This is a genomic window from Citrobacter sp. Cb023 (assembly GCF_030336805.1).
GTDB classification, from domain to species: domain Bacteria; phylum Pseudomonadota; class Gammaproteobacteria; order Enterobacterales; family Enterobacteriaceae; genus Citrobacter; species Citrobacter braakii.
On the sequence record NZ_JAOWCV010000034.1, the window covers coordinates 1 to 14020 of the forward strand.

Genomic DNA, 14020 nt, shown 5'->3' on the forward strand with positions numbered 1-14020 from the left:
GCAGGTTCGAATCTTATAAATTGCAGATAGCAAAAAGGCGCCTTTAGGGCGCCTTTTTACATTGGTGGGTCGTGCAGGATTCGAACCTGCGACCAATTGATTAAAAGTCAACTGCTCTACCAACTGAGCTAACGACCCGAAGTGGTGGGTGATGACGGGATCGAACCGCCGACCCCCTCCTTGTAAGGGAGGTGCTCTCCCAGCTGAGCTAATCACCCACTTCGGTACTTCATATTTTAACAAGAAATCCAGCTGGCGAGAAAGTGGTGGGTGATGACGGGATCGAACCGCCGACCCCCTCCTTGTAAGGGAGGTGCTCTCCCAGCTGAGCTAATCACCCACTTCTCAATTTCTTGTTTTACACGGCGGAGACTACATAAAGTAGTTGGTGGGTGATGACGGGTTCGAACCGCCGACCCCCTCCTTGTAAGGGAGGTGCTCTCCCAGCTGAGCTAATCACCCCCGCTGTGTGGAGTCGCATTATAGGGAGAGTTGAAAATGAGTCAACGCATTTTCTAAAGAAATTGTTCGTTCGTCGTAAATTTAAACAAAACGATCGCAAAACAATCCGTGCGGCATGATTTGTATACGAAAATGGCAAAGCGTAATGTTCCAACCTGAACAACATTGAGGAATCAGACCACGGTGATAGAATACGAGCCTGATAATCTTCCCTGGATTTGCCGGTTGTCGGCATCTTTATAAACGTAAGGCCATTTCATGAAAATCAAAACTCGCTTCGCGCCAAGCCCGACAGGCTACCTGCACGTCGGCGGTGCGCGTACTGCTCTTTATTCCTGGCTTTTTGCACGCAACCATGGCGGTGAGTTTGTGCTGCGTATTGAAGACACCGATCTCGAACGCTCCACTCCGGAAGCTATTGAAGCCATTATGGATGGCATGAATTGGCTGAATCTGGAATGGGATGAAGGCCCGTACTTCCAGACCAAACGTTTTGATCGCTACAACGCGGTGATTGATGAAATGCTGGAAGCAGGCACCGCATATAAATGCTACTGCTCTAAAGAGCGTCTGGACGCGCTGCGCGAAGAGCAGATGGCGAACGGTGAGAAGCCGCGTTACGACGGCCGCTGCCGCCACGGCCACGAGCATCATGCCGCTGATGAACCTTGCGTGGTACGTTTTGCCAACCCGCAGGACGGTTCCGTTATTTTTGACGACCAGATCCGTGGGCCGATCGAATTCAGCAACCAGGAGCTGGATGATTTGATCATTCGCCGTACCGACGGTTCCCCGACCTACAACTTCTGCGTTGTTGTCGACGACTGGGATATGGAAATCACCCACGTTATTCGTGGTGAAGACCATATCAACAACACTCCGCGTCAAATCAATATCCTGAAAGCGCTGAACGCGCCGGTGCCAGTTTACGCACACGTATCAATGATCAACGGTGACGATGGTAAAAAACTCTCCAAACGTCACGGTGCGGTCAGCGTTATGCAATACCGCGACGACGGTTACCTGCCGGAAGCGCTGCTGAACTATCTGGTGCGTCTGGGCTGGTCCAGTGGCGATCAGGAAATTTTCACCCGTGAAGAGATGATCAAACTGTTCTCCCTTGGTGCGGTGAGCAAGTCTGCGAGTGCGTTTAACACTGAAAAACTGCAGTGGCTGAACCATCACTATATTAATGCGCTGGCGCCGGAATATGTAGCAACCCATCTGCAATGGCACATTGAGCAGGAAAATATCGATACTCGCGTAGGCCCGCAGCTGTCAGAGCTGGTTAAACTGCTCGGTGAGCGCTGCAAAACGCTGAAAGAGATGGCGCAGAGCTGCCGCTACTTCTACGAAGACTTTGCCGAGTTCGACGCTGATGCAGCGAAGAAACACCTGCGTCCGGTTGCGCGTCAGCCGCTGGAAGTGGTTCGTGACAAGCTGGCTGCGATTAGCGAGTGGACGGCAGAAAACGTGCACCATGCGATTCAGGCAACGGCTGATGAGCTGGAAGTTGGTATGGGTAAAGTCGGGATGCCGCTGCGCGTAGCCGTTACCGGCGCGGGTCAGTCCCCGGCGTTAGACGTTACGGTGCATGCGATTGGTAAATCCCGCAGCATTGAGCGTATTAATAAAGCGCTGGCGTTTATTGCTGAGCGAGAAAGCCAGCAATAAGACTGATTGACCGATGAAATAACGGCAGGAGCGTATCCTGCCGTTTTTTTTGCCTGTTATTCAGACTCATCAATACCCAAACGAGTAAGAAAAGTGCGAATACCTTCGCGCGAAATATACATCGCCAGCTTTTCTTGTTCCGTTGGGGACATGTTGTCCAGTGCGCTAATTATCTGGCGACACGCGTGGCTGCGTACTACGTGGGTGTATTCTGCCAGCGGTTCTTCAGCCTGATAAACTTCAGGAACTTTGCGAAAAGCGGGAATATTGAGCAGAAACGCGCGGACGCTGGAGTCAATATGAATCAGTCTGGCACGACCACCTTTAACGCCGGGAAACTTTTCGGTAGTCCAGTTTTGTTCTCTGATCCAACGATTGACGGTTTGTTTGGCAACCCCGAGACATTCCGCCAGCTCTTCGGTCGTCATTTTGCTGCGTAATTTTTTCATATTATTTGTTTTCGCGGATCCCTAAACGCTGTAATAAACCCGTAATGCCTTCACGCAGGATCAGTGAGGTAAACATTTTCTGTTCTGTCGGCGTCATTTCTTTAGCGAGCCTAATCAGCAGCGCTTCAACAGAGGTATCGCCGGATAACGATAAGTTATCTGATAAACCTTCGGCTGAACGCTCAGCGCTGCGAATGTATTCACGAACTTGTTCGGTGACGTGAACCAGCCGGGCTTTACCGCCCTGAACGCCTGGTTTTGGTGATGTCGCCCAACCTTCTTTGCGTACCCATTTATTGATGGTCTGTCGGCTGTATCCGGTCAGATTAGCAAGTTCTTCTGGCGTCATCCGTTCCTTGAACATAACGATTCCCTGAATAGTCGTGGGGTTAATTAGTGGTTCATTTTATAGCACCATTTTAGTAGAAACCGTGACGCGTTTAACTACTGAATGCGAGTTGTTACGCAATGTTCTTCATTTGACTGCTTTTTCAGCGATTGAATTCTATGAGTTAATTTTGCCGTTGACACACGCGAAGGGAATTCATATGATGCCGCCCGTCAACTCGACAAGCTTTACGTAATGGGGCTATAGCTCAGCTGGGAGAGCGCTTGCATGGCATGCAAGAGGTCAGCGGTTCGATCCCGCTTAGCTCCACCAAATTTAATCCCAATGAATTTGGTACGTACGTAAAAGCATCGTGGGGCTATAGCTCAGCTGGGAGAGCGCTTGCATGGCATGCAAGAGGTCAGCGGTTCGATCCCGCTTAGCTCCACCAAAATTTAAACCCTCGCTGAAAAGCGGGGGTTTTTTGTTTCTGCATCCTGCCAGTTCTTACTCTTTATCTCTTTGGTTTGCTGAATCGCAGGCATAAAAAAACCGGGGAGAATATGAATCTCCCCGGTCTTATCACTGCGACGTTGTCTTACACTTACAGCACCAGTGCGGCGATAGATGCGGACAGTACGCTCACCAGCGTAGAGCCGTACACCAGCTTCAGACCAAAGCGAGAAACCACGTTACCTTGCTCTTCGTTCAGGCCTTTAATCGCACCGGCGATAATACCGATGGAAGAGAAGTTAGCGAAGGAAACCAGGAACACGGACAGGATGCCTTCTGCGCGCGGGGAGAGCGTAGCGGCGATTTTCTGCAGATCCATCATCGCAACGAATTCGTTGGAAACCAGTTTAGTCGCCATGATACTGCCCACCTGCAGCGCTTCGCTGGACGGCACACCCATTACCCATGCAACCGGGTAGAAGATGTAACCCAGGATGCCCTGGAAAGAGATGCTGTAGCCAAACCAACCGGTCACGGTGGCGAACAGGGCGTTCAGGGCAGCGATCAGTGCGATGAAACCAATCAGCATCGCCGCAACGATAATTGCCACTTTGAAACCAGCCAGAATGTATTCACCCAGCATTTCGAAGAAACTCTGGCCTTCGTGCAGGTTAGACATCTGGATATTTTCTTCGCTGGCATCAACGCGGTAAGGGTTGATCAGCGACAGCACGATAAAGGTGCTGAACATGTTCAGAACCAGCGCCGCAACCACGTATTTCGGCTCAAGCATGGTCATGTACGCGCCGACGATAGACATGGAAACGGTCGACATCGCCGTTGCAGCCATGGTGTACATACGGTTGCGAGACATTTTGCCGAGAATATCTTTATAGGCGATAAAGTTCTCAGACTGACCCAGGATCAGAGAGCTGACGGCGTTGAAGGATTCCAGTTTGCCCATACCGTTTACTTTGGATAACAGGAAACCAATCGCGCGGATGATTACCGGCAGTACGCGGATATGCTGCAAAATACCGATCAGGGCGGAGATGAAGACGATCGGGCAAAGCACTTTCAGGAAGAAGAATGCCAGGCCTTTATCGTTCATGCTACCAAAGACAAAGTTTGTCCCTTCATTAGCAAACCCGAGCAGTTTCTCAAACATCTCGGAGAAGCCTCTCACGAAGCCCAGACCGACATCAGAGTTCAGGAAGAACCATGCCAGTAACACTTCGATAACAAGCAATTGAATAACATAACGAATGCGGATTTTTTTACGGTCACTGCTTACCAGCAGTGCGAGTACCGCAACCACGGCAAGGGCCAGGACAAAATGAAGAACGCGGTCCATATTTGCTCCAAATATGAGGCAGGTTTAGTTTTCGTGCACATTCTATGTAACAACCATAAAGAAAACGAGATCAAACACACACTATAATAAGGACCTGTGACGAGATTCAAAATTAGTGATCGGTGATACACTTCCGTTATGTTTAGTATGGAAGTGAAAAGTTATGTCATTGTGCTATTCTCATAACAATAATTAAACATCTCGCCGGTATTTCCAGAATCCTTATCGATCCATAGACAAACGCTATCAGAGAAATCAACGTCACCCATCAAAATGAATTTGATAATCATTCTCAGGAGGCGTAGCTTGAAACATAGCAAAGGCTATGTTTCTGAGGCACTAAAATGACTAACGATCGCGTTGAGAGTAGCAGTGGGCGGGCAGCGCGCAAGTTGAAGCTCGCATTAATGGGACCTGCGTTCATCGCGGCGATCGGTTATATCGATCCGGGTAACTTCGCCACCAATATCCAGGCAGGGGCCAGCTTTGGTTATCAATTGCTGTGGGTGGTGGTCTGGGCAAACCTGATGGCGATGCTGATTCAGGTGCTGTCGGCAAAACTCGGCATTGCTACGGGGAAAAACCTGGCGGAGCAAATTCGCGATCATTATCCTCGCCCGGTGGTGTGGTTCTACTGGGTGCAGGCAGAAATTATCGCTATGGCAACAGACCTTGCTGAATTTATTGGCGCTGCTATTGGCTTCAAACTGATCCTCGGCGTTTCCTTATTGCAAGGGGCCGTACTCACCGGTATCGCGACGTTCTTAATTCTGATGCTGCAGCGTCGCGGTCAAAAACCGCTGGAAAAGGTGATTGGCGGCCTGCTGCTGTTTGTGGCCGCGGCTTACATTGTGGAGCTGGTTTTTTCCCAACCGAACTTCGCGCAGCTTAGTAAGGGAATGGTGATCCCAAGCCTGCCTAATTCCGAAGCGGTGTTCCTGGCCGCTGGGGTGCTCGGTGCGACTATCATGCCGCACGTCATTTATCTGCACTCTTCCTTAACTCAGCATTTGCACGGCGGAACACGCCAACAGCGCTATGCGGCCACTAAATGGGATGTGGCTATCGCCATGACGATTGCCGGATTTGTCAATCTGGCGATGATGGCGACGGCTGCCGCCGCATTTCATTTTAGCGGGCATACCGGTATTGCCGATCTCGATCAGGCGTATCTGACCCTTGAACCGTTGTTGAGTCACGCTGCAGCGACGGTGTTTGGTTTAAGCCTGGTGGCTGCGGGACTCTCTTCTACCGTGGTCGGTACGCTGGCGGGGCAGGTGGTGATGCAAGGGTTTATCCGTTTTCACATTCCGCTATGGGTACGCCGTACCGTCACCATGATGCCATCATTTATTGTGATTCTAATGGGATTGGATCCGACCCGTATTCTGGTGATGAGTCAGGTGTTGCTCAGTTTTGGTATCGCGCTGGCGCTGGTGCCGCTACTGATCTTCACCAGCGACAGTAAGCTGATGGGGGATCTGGTCAATCGTCGTTGCGTTAAACAGATTGGCTGGGTCATTGTGATACTGGTCGTGGCGCTCAATCTCTGGCTACTGGCAGGCACGGCGATGGGGCTATAATCAACCGTGACTCGCGACGGGTCACGGTTTTAATTGAGCTTTTCCTCTATTATGTGCACTGCATAATTAACTGGCAGGCGTTCATGAATCACTTTGATCTCTCTTTCCTGAAATATCTCCAGGACAACAGTCCGCTCCCCGTTGAAGAGGCTGTCGAGCGTTTCGGTAAAACGCTCTCCACGCTAAAACGGACAATGAAAGAGCTCAATGAACTTCTGCCAGAAAATGTCCAGCTACATCAGGATAATCAGTTTATTACCACCCGGATTGGCTACAGCGAATACCGACAGTTTTTAGCGCGCGTCCAGTTTAATCGCTATATCACTACGGCAGAAGAGAGGGTGAAGGATCTCTTTGTGGCGCTCTGTTTGCACGATGTGGTGAATAAAAATGATTATTACAAAAAATTTTATGTCAGTGCGGGAACGGTAAAAAATGATAATCCCGTCATGATGAGCCTGGTGCAGGAACGCGATCTGATTGTGCAAAGTATCCCGCGTAAGGGCTCCCGGCTTGCGGGGGATGAGTTCCAGCTGCGGCTGGCGGCGTGCATGACGATACTAAAAACGGTTGAAATTGGTGAGGATCACCGACTTATCGCCCACCAGGCCAATGAGCCGACAGGCCGTTCAATTGCCGAACAGTTTCTTCATGAGTGTGCTGCACAGATAAACCAGGCGGCAGACTATTACGAAGAGAAAATCAGTCCGGTCATCGCCCTGGGATATAACGGCAGAAAATACTTACTGGTCTATCTTAGCCTTGCTCTGCACCGTATCCGCAGGGGACACAGAATTACGGAGAGTTCGGCGGCTAAGTTTTTGACCACCTTTCCTTATGGCGTATTGCCTGATGCGGATGAAAATATCTGTCTGGATCTGCTGATTGCTTCACTGACGTTTACTCATCGCCCCTTCACATTATACGACGCCCGGCTGGTCTCTTACGTTAAGCGCACCTGTCACGCTTTAGCCGGATGTCTGGAGAACACCATTCACAATCAGCACGCCTGGTTTGCGGAGATTTATAATTTTATCTATGCCGCCATCATCCAGAATAAATTTCATCTCTGGTTCGATGATAAAAAGCTCCATGATGTCCAGCGACGCTATCCTGAGCTATGGGAACATGTCCAGTATGCGGTGAAAGAGATTGAACATCACTGGCAAACGACCTTTTCTGCTATTCATCTGGCAACGCTGGTGCTGATTATCAAAAAGTATGCGCTCAAAAATCGGGTTGTTGGCGATAAGAAAAAGCGGGTCATTATTGTGACGAACTCGTCAGAGAGTAAGGTCGGCTATTTTAAAGAGATGCTTTTCTCCCGCTTCCATATTGAAATCCCCGCCTGCATCAACATCAATGAGATTGCGCGGCTTCAGCAGCTCGAATTCGACCTGCTGATTACCTTTACAAACAAGATATCGAGTCATCTCCGCTACGCCGGGCTGGATTATGTCAAAGTGAATTTCTGGCTCACGCAGGACGATCTCCTGTTATTACGCGAAAATGGACTTCCCTCCGCGCGCAAAAAAATACCTGCTGAGGACTTTATTCAGCAGGTTCAGGGAATGAGCCAGGAGGCGTTAAAAATTTTTCTTGATACGCATTACAGTGATATTTTTATTTAGCCAGAGGTTGCGAAACGCCGCGACACCAGACGGCTTCCAGGTTTAACTCTGCACCCAACACGAGAATATCGGCATCTTTTCCTGACGTCAGGCTGCCTTTTCTCGCGTCAACACCCGCCAGGATAGCCGGATTAAGGCAGGCAATCTGCGCGGCTGAAACCCAGCCTTTTTCCAGCCTGTCGACCACATTTTTCACGGAGTCCAGAAAGCTCATCTCCAGTTTGCACACTTCGGACCACTCCGTGGGTGAAACCGTTCGGGTCTTTCCGCTGTGGTCAGTGATTTCAAGACAATGATTGTGAATGCGAAACGTCTCCTGGCGCAGGTAATGGTGGAATTCCGATCCTTCGGGAAAATCCACATATCCCAGACAATCGCTGACCATGACCAACCGGCGATCTTTTTTCAACCGATAGAGAATGTCGAACACTTCTGGTCGCAACGTAATCCCGCTCTGCTTTGCCACCTCGGCATACGTATTCTGATGGTACATCAGCGCCCCCACCACGCCAGGCTCCCGGTGATGCAGCCCGCGCATGGCGCTAAAGGCATGGGTAAAGTGGGTTAAACCGGCTTCAATGGCGAGGGTGGTTTCATCAAAGGTGGCGTCGGTATGACCGGCTGACACGGTGACGCCTGACTGGCGTAAATAGCGGATTAGCGCCAGGGCGCCCGGCAGTTCGGGTGCGAGCGTCATCAGACGGATATTTCCCCTCGCGGCGTGCTGATAGCGTTTGAACCCTTCGATATCGGGTGGTTGGATTGCGTCCTTGCTCTGCATTCCGCTGTATGCAGGGTTAATAAAGGGGCCTTCCATATGAATACCCACCGCTTCGGCACCATCTTCCGCTTTTGCGTCTGCAATCCAGTCCGCGGCGGTGGAAAGACTCTCCAGCAAGAACGTTTCCGGCTGGGTGGCTGATGTTGCAAGCCACGCGGTAACCCCGGCGTTAACCAGATCCCGGCTCATCGCCTGCAAAGAACGGCGTTCACCTCTCCAGGCAAACGACCCTCTCCCCCAGCCGTGAACGTGAATATCCACAAAACCGGGCATCAGGATGGCATGGCGATAATCGACGATTTTCCCTCGTGGCGTACTGTCGAGGCCAGAAATACGCCCGCTTTCAATATGCAGATAGCCGCTTTCGATTCCATTCGGGGTGACAATGCGTTCACTTGCCAGAGAAAGCAGGGGATCAGCCATTGTCTTTCTCCCATACGCGAGCGGCCGTTTCCTCGGCGATTTCTGCGCAAAGGCCGATGTAGTGAGCAGGATCCAGCAGCGTATTAATTTCTGAGTCGCTAAAGTGCTGGCGAATAAGAGGGTCATCACGCAGCACATCAGCGTAGGGGATGCCTTCATGCGTGCTGCGCATTGCCAGTTGGTAGACGCGTTCATGTGCGGCATCTTTGCCCAGCCTTTCCACCAGCTGCATCATGATTTTTTCGCTATTAATAAGACCATGCGTTAACTGCACATTCTGACGCATACGTCCAGGATTGATGACCAGCGTTCGCGTCAACTCTTCGGCTCGCATCACAATCTCAGCCATTAGCTCCATACTCTCCTGAATATTACCGTCAAAGATAAAGTAAGCGGAGCTGTCTGCTTCGAAGGGACGTGGGCTGACATACAGGCAGGAGGTCAATACTGAGTACAATTTCTGCGCGTTGGCGATGATCCCCTTCGCCAGTTTAGGATTCACTTTTTGCGGCATGGTGCTGCTGCCAACGGTGCCTTTAGTGAAGGCTTCTGAAACTTCGGCAAACTCTTCGCTTGAGGTCTGATAAACCTCTTCGGCTATTTTGTGTAACGTCGTCGCCAGCAGGCACAAATTACTGATGTATTCAGTGCGGTAAATGCGCGAGTTGCGGGAGGGAATCGCCATTGAATGCATTCCCAGCTTTTGGGCAACGCTATCCTGAACCCGGCGGCCGGTTTCACCGGTTGCGTGGAAGGCGCCCACTGCTCCCCCCATCATCACGGTAAAGACGCGTTTTTCCGCTTCCCGCATGCGCTGCTGGGCGCTCAGTAACTCATCAATCCACACGGCGGCTTTATAGCCCCAGGTGATGGGCAGCGCGTGCTTACCGTGGGTACGTCCGGCCATAATCGTTGCTTTATGGTCAGATGCCATCTTTGCCAGGTTACGCAGAATATCGTCCACAAAACCCTGCATGACGGTATCGAACTGCTTTGCCAGATAAAGCTGTGCGGTTTGCTGAATATTCTGCGTGGTGACGCCGTAATGCACGTATTTTCCGCTTTCACTGTCACAGGCTTTGACCAGCACTTTGATGACCGGAACGAAGCCGTGACCAATCTCGCGCAGCAGGCGTTCCATTTCCGTCAGGTCAATCTTATCCACGTGGCAGTTAGCGGTAATATTGACTGCGGCGCTGGCGGGGATCATGCCGTGTCCGGCCTGTGCCTGAGCCAGGGCGGCTTCAACATCGAGCCATGACTGTACCCGCGCTGGCTGTGCGAGCAGAGATTTCATTCCTCGATCGTCGATCGTTTTGCTTTTTGAATCATACAGTGCACGCATTACTATCTCCTTGAATTTATTTCGCACCGACGAGGCGGTCGTCTACCGCGTTACGGACAAATTCTACGTGTGGGCCGAATACCACATGAACATGGTTGCTGGAGGGGATAAAGGTTCCCAGCGAGCCAGATTCTTTAAGAATGGCCATGTCCATTTTTTTCTGATCTTTTAAATCAATACGTAACCGTGAAACGCAGTTTTCAACGCGTTTGATATTGTCTGTCCCGCCCAGCCCCTGAATCACCAGTTCGGCGACTTTGTCGTACTCTTTATTGTTCAGTAAGGTGCTGTCAGCGATTTCACTCTCTCGGCCTGGGGTCTTAATATCAAATTTACCGATCGCGAAGCGGAAGACGAAATAGAAGACAACAAAGTTAATCACGCCGAGGATAATTAAATTAATCCATTGGGTGTGTTCATACATCAAACCGAAAATACCAAAATCAAAAATGGTGCCGCGAATATAGCCGATGGAGACTTCCAGTAATTGCAGTGGAATGGTCAATAAGCCACAGAGTACCGCATAGACAATAAAGAGTTTTGGCGCGATAAACAGGAAGGAGAACTCCAGCGGTTCGGTAATATTCCCCAGCATGGCGGTCAGCACCACGGTCAGGATCATCCCTTTGGCAAATTTCTTATTCTTGAAATAGGCCATGTGGTACATCGCCAGACCAATCGCCGGAACGCGGAACAGCGTCGTGAGCATTTGTGATGAGGCAAGATAGCTGGTGAGCGTCGGCATATACTCTTTCCAGGCCGGATGGGTGGGACCAAGCTCAAACAGGATTTTATTGATAGCGGGCAAAATACCGACATAGGTCTGCCCGTCAATCAGGTACGTACCGCCTGCCGCGGTGAAACGCACGGTGGAACTGAGGACGTGGTGCAGGCCAAACGGGATCAGCAGGCGATTGAGCGTCATATAGATACCTGCACCAATGTTAGGTGCCATCATTATTGTTGATATGGCGCGCATACCTGCGGTAAACAGATCCCAGATAAAAGGAATGATCAAGCCGACGGGAATGGAAAAAGCAATGGCTAAGATCGCGACGGATTTTTTACCGCTGAAAAAGGCGAAAGCGAGAGGTAATTGCAGCCGGTAAAAACGGTCGGTTATTTTAGCTGCCAGCAGCCCGGCAATAATGCCGCCCAGCGCTTCGATTTTCAGCGTCTGAATACCTAATACCATTCCCTGTCCGACGAAAGCCATATCCTCTTTCGCCAGCGTATCTGCCAGCTTAAGATGCACATGCATGGCGATAAGCAGAGTCAGGTAAGCCACGACGGACGCAAATACAGCAATCCCTTTTTCTTTTTTAGACATACCGTAGGCGACACCCATCGCGAACAGTAAAGGAATATTATTAAAAACGACGCTGCTGATTAATCCCAGAGAAGAGAGAATTGCTCTGAAAATTTCATTGCCCAGAAAGGGGAGTTTATCAATCATATAGCTCTGCCCTAACGCAGCGCTAATTCCCATGACCATCCCCACAGGCGCCAGTACGGCGATCGGTAATAATAGCGATCGACCGAATGTCTGAATTTCATTCTTAAAATTAGCATTCATAAGTTAATCCTGACGTGAATTCTCTTGAGGATAAGATACGTTCAGGAGATTTTTGCTCAAGGGCAAATAGTGAAAAATAAAAAGCGCAGGATTTGACCATAAAAAAGCAGCCTGCAGGTTAATGCTGGTCACTTAAGGATTGATTAGCTGCAAAGGTATTTTTTATTAAAGCGAAACGGATTGAACTGAAAGTCAGCGTACTGAAGCGATCCGAAGGAAGACGACATAAGGCGAATGGATCACGAAGTGACGATTTTTCCTGCCGGAAGCCTGGGTGGCAAGGGAGACGGTGAGCCTCCCTTGCCCGTTACGGGAATGAGGGGTTCAGAGAAACAATGAACATACGGTGAACGGAACCCTTTGCCATTGTTAAAAATTCTCTGTTACCACAGGTTCCTTTTCTTAATGACGATGCCCGTGACCGCCGCGCCCACGACCGCGATGGTCGTCACGGTCATTCCAGCCTTCTCGGTAGCCGCGTTCATAAGCTTTGCGTTTATCCCAGCCACGATGGTAGCCGTTGTCATGACGCCACCAGCGATTTTTGCGCCACTCATAGTTATGGTGCCAGTAATCCCGGTCGCGCCAGCGGCCGCCATCCCAGTAGTTACCGTAATTATCGCGATCGCCAATTTGCAATTTTATTGATGGCAGCAGGGTGATTTCGCCAGCGTTCGCGGCCAGCGGTGTAAAAGCCATTAAGACTGCCGCCAGAATCAGTGACCTGAACATGTTTTCTCTCCTTCACGATCGAGCCGTAGCCGGCCTGTTAACGTAATATTACGGGGCAGTAAAGCCCCGTTTCATCGCCACAACTCTTAAATCGCAAGTGAGAGCACTTTTTGTTAATAAATGTGTCTTTATTTCAACCGACTCAGAATGGCATCAATCTCCGCGCACTCTTCAGGCGTAAAGTGACGGTTTGCCAGCATGCCGACGGCATCTTCAATTTGCGCCGGTTTACTGGCGCCAATCAGCACAGACGTGACCTTGTCTTCCCGGAGAACCCACGCGAGCGCCATCTGAGACAGCTTTTGTCCCCGTCGCTCTGCCAGTGCGTTCAGCGCTCGAACTTTTTCCAGTTTTTGTGGGGTGATCTGGTCCGGATTCAGAAAACGGCTGGTGCTTGCGGCGCGAGAATCCGCCGGAATACCGTTCAGATAGCGGTCGGTTAACTGCCCGCCAGCCAGCGGTGAGAAGGCGATACTACCGACGCCTTTTTCCTGTAAAAGCGACAGCAGGCTCTCTTCGACCCAACGCTCAAACATAGAATATTTGGGCTGATGAATAAGGCATGGCGTACCTAAATCGTCGAGTATTTCAATCGCTTGCCGGGCAAGTTCAGCCGGATAGTTAGAGAGGCCTACGTACAGCGCTTTGCCCTGACGGACGATATGATCCAGTGCGCGCATGGTTTCTCTGAGCGGTGTTTCAGGGTCGGGGCGATGGTGGTAGAAGATATCGACATACTCCAGCCCCAGGCGCTTCAGGCTTTGATCAAGGCTGGCAATCAGGTATTTGCGTGAGCCCCAGTCCCCGTAAGGGCCTTCCCACATGGTGTAACCTGCTTTGGTGGAGATGATCAGCTCATCTCGCCACGGTAAAAAATCTTCCTGCAGGATGCGACCAAAATTTCGCTCCGCTGAACCCGGCGGTGGACCATAGTTATTCGCCAGATCAAAATGGGTGATCCCCAGATCGAATGCACGCTGTAACAGCGCCCGACTGTTTTCGACCTGCGTGGTATCACCAAAATTGTGCCACAACCCCAGTGATACAATCGGGAGCTTGAGGCCGCTCTGACCGCAGCGGCGGTACTCCATTGTCTGATAACGATTTTCAGCAGCCTGATAAGCCATATAGCCTCCTGTCAGATAAGGTGTGACTTTGAGTGTATACGTTTACACAAGGCCAGCTGCAATTAAATTTAGGGATGAAAACTGTACATCTTGCTTTCCACC

Annotated in this window: 12 protein-coding genes and 6 tRNA genes; 6 read left to right on the forward strand and 12 right to left on the reverse strand. The window is 50.5% G+C overall.

Annotated features, from left to right (window positions below):
* Positions 1-62: 62 nt before the first annotated feature.
* The 4 genes from OGW44_RS10275 to OGW44_RS10290 form a co-directional block, all read right to left on the reverse strand.
* A tRNA-Lys gene (locus tag OGW44_RS10275) sits at positions 63-138 on the reverse strand.
* Positions 139-142: 4 nt separating this feature from the next.
* Positions 143-218, reverse strand: a tRNA-Val gene (locus OGW44_RS10280).
* Between the two features lie 46 nt (positions 219-264).
* Positions 265-340: transfer RNA gene (locus OGW44_RS10285), tRNA-Val, on the reverse strand.
* Between the two features lie 46 nt (positions 341-386).
* A tRNA-Val gene (locus tag OGW44_RS10290) sits at positions 387-462 on the reverse strand.
* A 258-nt stretch (positions 463-720) separates the two neighbouring features.
* On the opposite strand from OGW44_RS10290, the gene gltX reads away from it, so the two are divergent.
* On the forward strand, positions 721-2136 hold the full coding sequence (gltX, locus tag OGW44_RS10295) for a glutamate--tRNA ligase (protein WP_005130009.1): 1416 nt from the start codon (positions 721-723) through the stop codon (positions 2134-2136).
* Between the two features lie 56 nt (positions 2137-2192).
* Here gltX and OGW44_RS10300 read toward each other — a convergent pair whose 3' ends face one another.
* Together OGW44_RS10300 and OGW44_RS10305 are read right to left on the reverse strand one after the other, a co-directional pair.
* On the reverse strand, positions 2193-2585 hold the full coding sequence (locus tag OGW44_RS10300) for a MerR family transcriptional regulator (protein ID WP_016153914.1): 393 nt from the start codon (positions 2583-2585) through the stop codon (positions 2193-2195).
* 1 nt (position 2586) lies between these two features.
* A complete protein-coding gene (locus OGW44_RS10305) occupies positions 2587-2949 on the reverse strand; it encodes a YfeC-like transcriptional regulator (protein WP_016153913.1) in 363 nt (120 codons plus the stop codon).
* A gap of 221 nt (positions 2950-3170) precedes the next feature.
* Between OGW44_RS10305 and OGW44_RS10310 the strand changes: the two genes are divergently transcribed.
* Positions 3171-3246 (forward strand) — tRNA-Ala (locus tag OGW44_RS10310).
* A 42-nt stretch (positions 3247-3288) separates the two neighbouring features.
* A tRNA-Ala gene (locus OGW44_RS10315) sits at positions 3289-3364 on the forward strand.
* A 153-nt stretch (positions 3365-3517) separates the two neighbouring features.
* Here OGW44_RS10315 and nupC read toward each other — a convergent pair.
* Positions 3518-4720, reverse strand: a complete 1203-nt coding sequence (nupC, locus tag OGW44_RS10320; RefSeq protein ID WP_016153912.1) for a nucleoside permease NupC — start codon at positions 4718-4720, stop codon at positions 3518-3520.
* A 273-nt stretch (positions 4721-4993) separates the two neighbouring features.
* Between nupC and OGW44_RS25785 the strand changes: the two genes are divergently transcribed.
* The 3 genes from OGW44_RS25785 (at position 4994) to OGW44_RS10330 (ending at position 7934) form a co-directional block, all read left to right on the forward strand.
* Complete coding sequence (locus OGW44_RS25785) at positions 4994-5068, forward strand: hypothetical protein (protein WP_423191516.1); 75 nt, start codon at positions 4994-4996, stop codon at positions 5066-5068.
* Positions 5065-6303, forward strand: a complete 1239-nt coding sequence (locus OGW44_RS10325) for an Nramp family divalent metal transporter (RefSeq protein WP_016153911.1) — start codon at positions 5065-5067, stop codon at positions 6301-6303. The genes OGW44_RS25785 and OGW44_RS10325 overlap by 4 nt, the downstream gene beginning before the upstream one ends.
* Positions 6304-6386: 83 nt before the next feature.
* The gene (locus OGW44_RS10330; protein ID WP_185654981.1) at positions 6387-7934 is read left to right on the forward strand and encodes a BglG family transcription antiterminator; all 1548 of its coding nucleotides are present in this window, start codon (positions 6387-6389) and stop codon (positions 7932-7934) included.
* On the opposite strand, the gene OGW44_RS10335 is transcribed toward OGW44_RS10330, so the two are convergent.
* From OGW44_RS10335 to mgrA, 5 genes are all read right to left on the reverse strand, one after another.
* The gene (locus OGW44_RS10335; RefSeq protein ID WP_103284091.1) at positions 7927-9138 is read right to left on the reverse strand and encodes an N-acetylglucosamine-6-phosphate deacetylase; all 1212 of its coding nucleotides are present in this window, start codon (positions 9136-9138) and stop codon (positions 7927-7929) included. The two genes, OGW44_RS10330 and OGW44_RS10335, sit on opposite strands and share 8 nt — an antisense overlap.
* Positions 9131-10483: a class-II fumarase/aspartase family protein gene (locus OGW44_RS10340; protein WP_049268933.1), complete on the reverse strand. Its 1353-nt coding sequence runs from the start codon at positions 10481-10483 to the stop codon at positions 9131-9133. Before OGW44_RS10340 ends, OGW44_RS10335 begins: the two co-directional genes overlap by 8 nt.
* 16 nt (positions 10484-10499) lie before the next feature.
* On the reverse strand, positions 10500-12059 hold the full coding sequence (locus tag OGW44_RS10345; RefSeq protein WP_185654982.1) for a PTS transporter subunit EIIC: 1560 nt from the start codon (positions 12057-12059) through the stop codon (positions 10500-10502).
* A 402-nt stretch (positions 12060-12461) separates the two neighbouring features.
* Positions 12462-12791: a DUF2502 domain-containing protein YpeC gene (ypeC, locus tag OGW44_RS10350; protein ID WP_016153906.1), complete on the reverse strand. Its 330-nt coding sequence runs from the start codon at positions 12789-12791 to the stop codon at positions 12462-12464.
* A gap of 128 nt (positions 12792-12919) precedes the next feature.
* On the reverse strand, positions 12920-13918 hold the full coding sequence (mgrA, locus tag OGW44_RS10355; RefSeq protein WP_016153905.1) for an L-glyceraldehyde 3-phosphate reductase: 999 nt from the start codon (positions 13916-13918) through the stop codon (positions 12920-12922).
* Positions 13919-14020: the final 102 nt, after the last annotated feature.

What these genes read in the sequence shown, in the direction of transcription:
- gltX (WP_005130009.1), top strand. Translation starts at nt 721, where the DNA reads ATGAAAATCAAAACTCGCTTCGCGCCAAGCCCGACAGGCTACCTGCAC.
- OGW44_RS10300 (WP_016153914.1), bottom strand. Translation starts at nt 2,585, where the DNA reads ATGAAAAAATTACGCAGCAAAATGACGACCGAAGAGCTGGCGGAATGT.
- OGW44_RS10305 (WP_016153913.1), bottom strand. Translation starts at nt 2,949, where the DNA reads ATGTTCAAGGAACGGATGACGCCAGAAGAACTTGCTAATCTGACCGGA.
- nupC (WP_016153912.1), bottom strand. Translation starts at nt 4,720, where the DNA reads ATGGACCGCGTTCTTCATTTTGTCCTGGCCCTTGCCGTGGTTGCGGTA.
- OGW44_RS10325 (WP_016153911.1), top strand. Translation starts at nt 5,065, where the DNA reads ATGACTAACGATCGCGTTGAGAGTAGCAGTGGGCGGGCAGCGCGCAAG.
- OGW44_RS10330 (WP_185654981.1), top strand. Translation starts at nt 6,387, where the DNA reads ATGAATCACTTTGATCTCTCTTTCCTGAAATATCTCCAGGACAACAGT.
- OGW44_RS10335 (WP_103284091.1), bottom strand. Translation starts at nt 9,138, where the DNA reads ATGGCTGATCCCCTGCTTTCTCTGGCAAGTGAACGCATTGTCACCCCG.
- OGW44_RS10340 (WP_049268933.1), bottom strand. Translation starts at nt 10,483, where the DNA reads ATGCGTGCACTGTATGATTCAAAAAGCAAAACGATCGACGATCGAGGA.
- OGW44_RS10345 (WP_185654982.1), bottom strand. Translation starts at nt 12,059, where the DNA reads ATGAATGCTAATTTTAAGAATGAAATTCAGACATTCGGTCGATCGCTA.
- ypeC (WP_016153906.1), bottom strand. Translation starts at nt 12,791, where the DNA reads ATGTTCAGGTCACTGATTCTGGCGGCAGTCTTAATGGCTTTTACACCG.
- mgrA (WP_016153905.1), bottom strand. Translation starts at nt 13,918, where the DNA reads ATGGCTTATCAGGCTGCTGAAAATCGTTATCAGACAATGGAGTACCGC.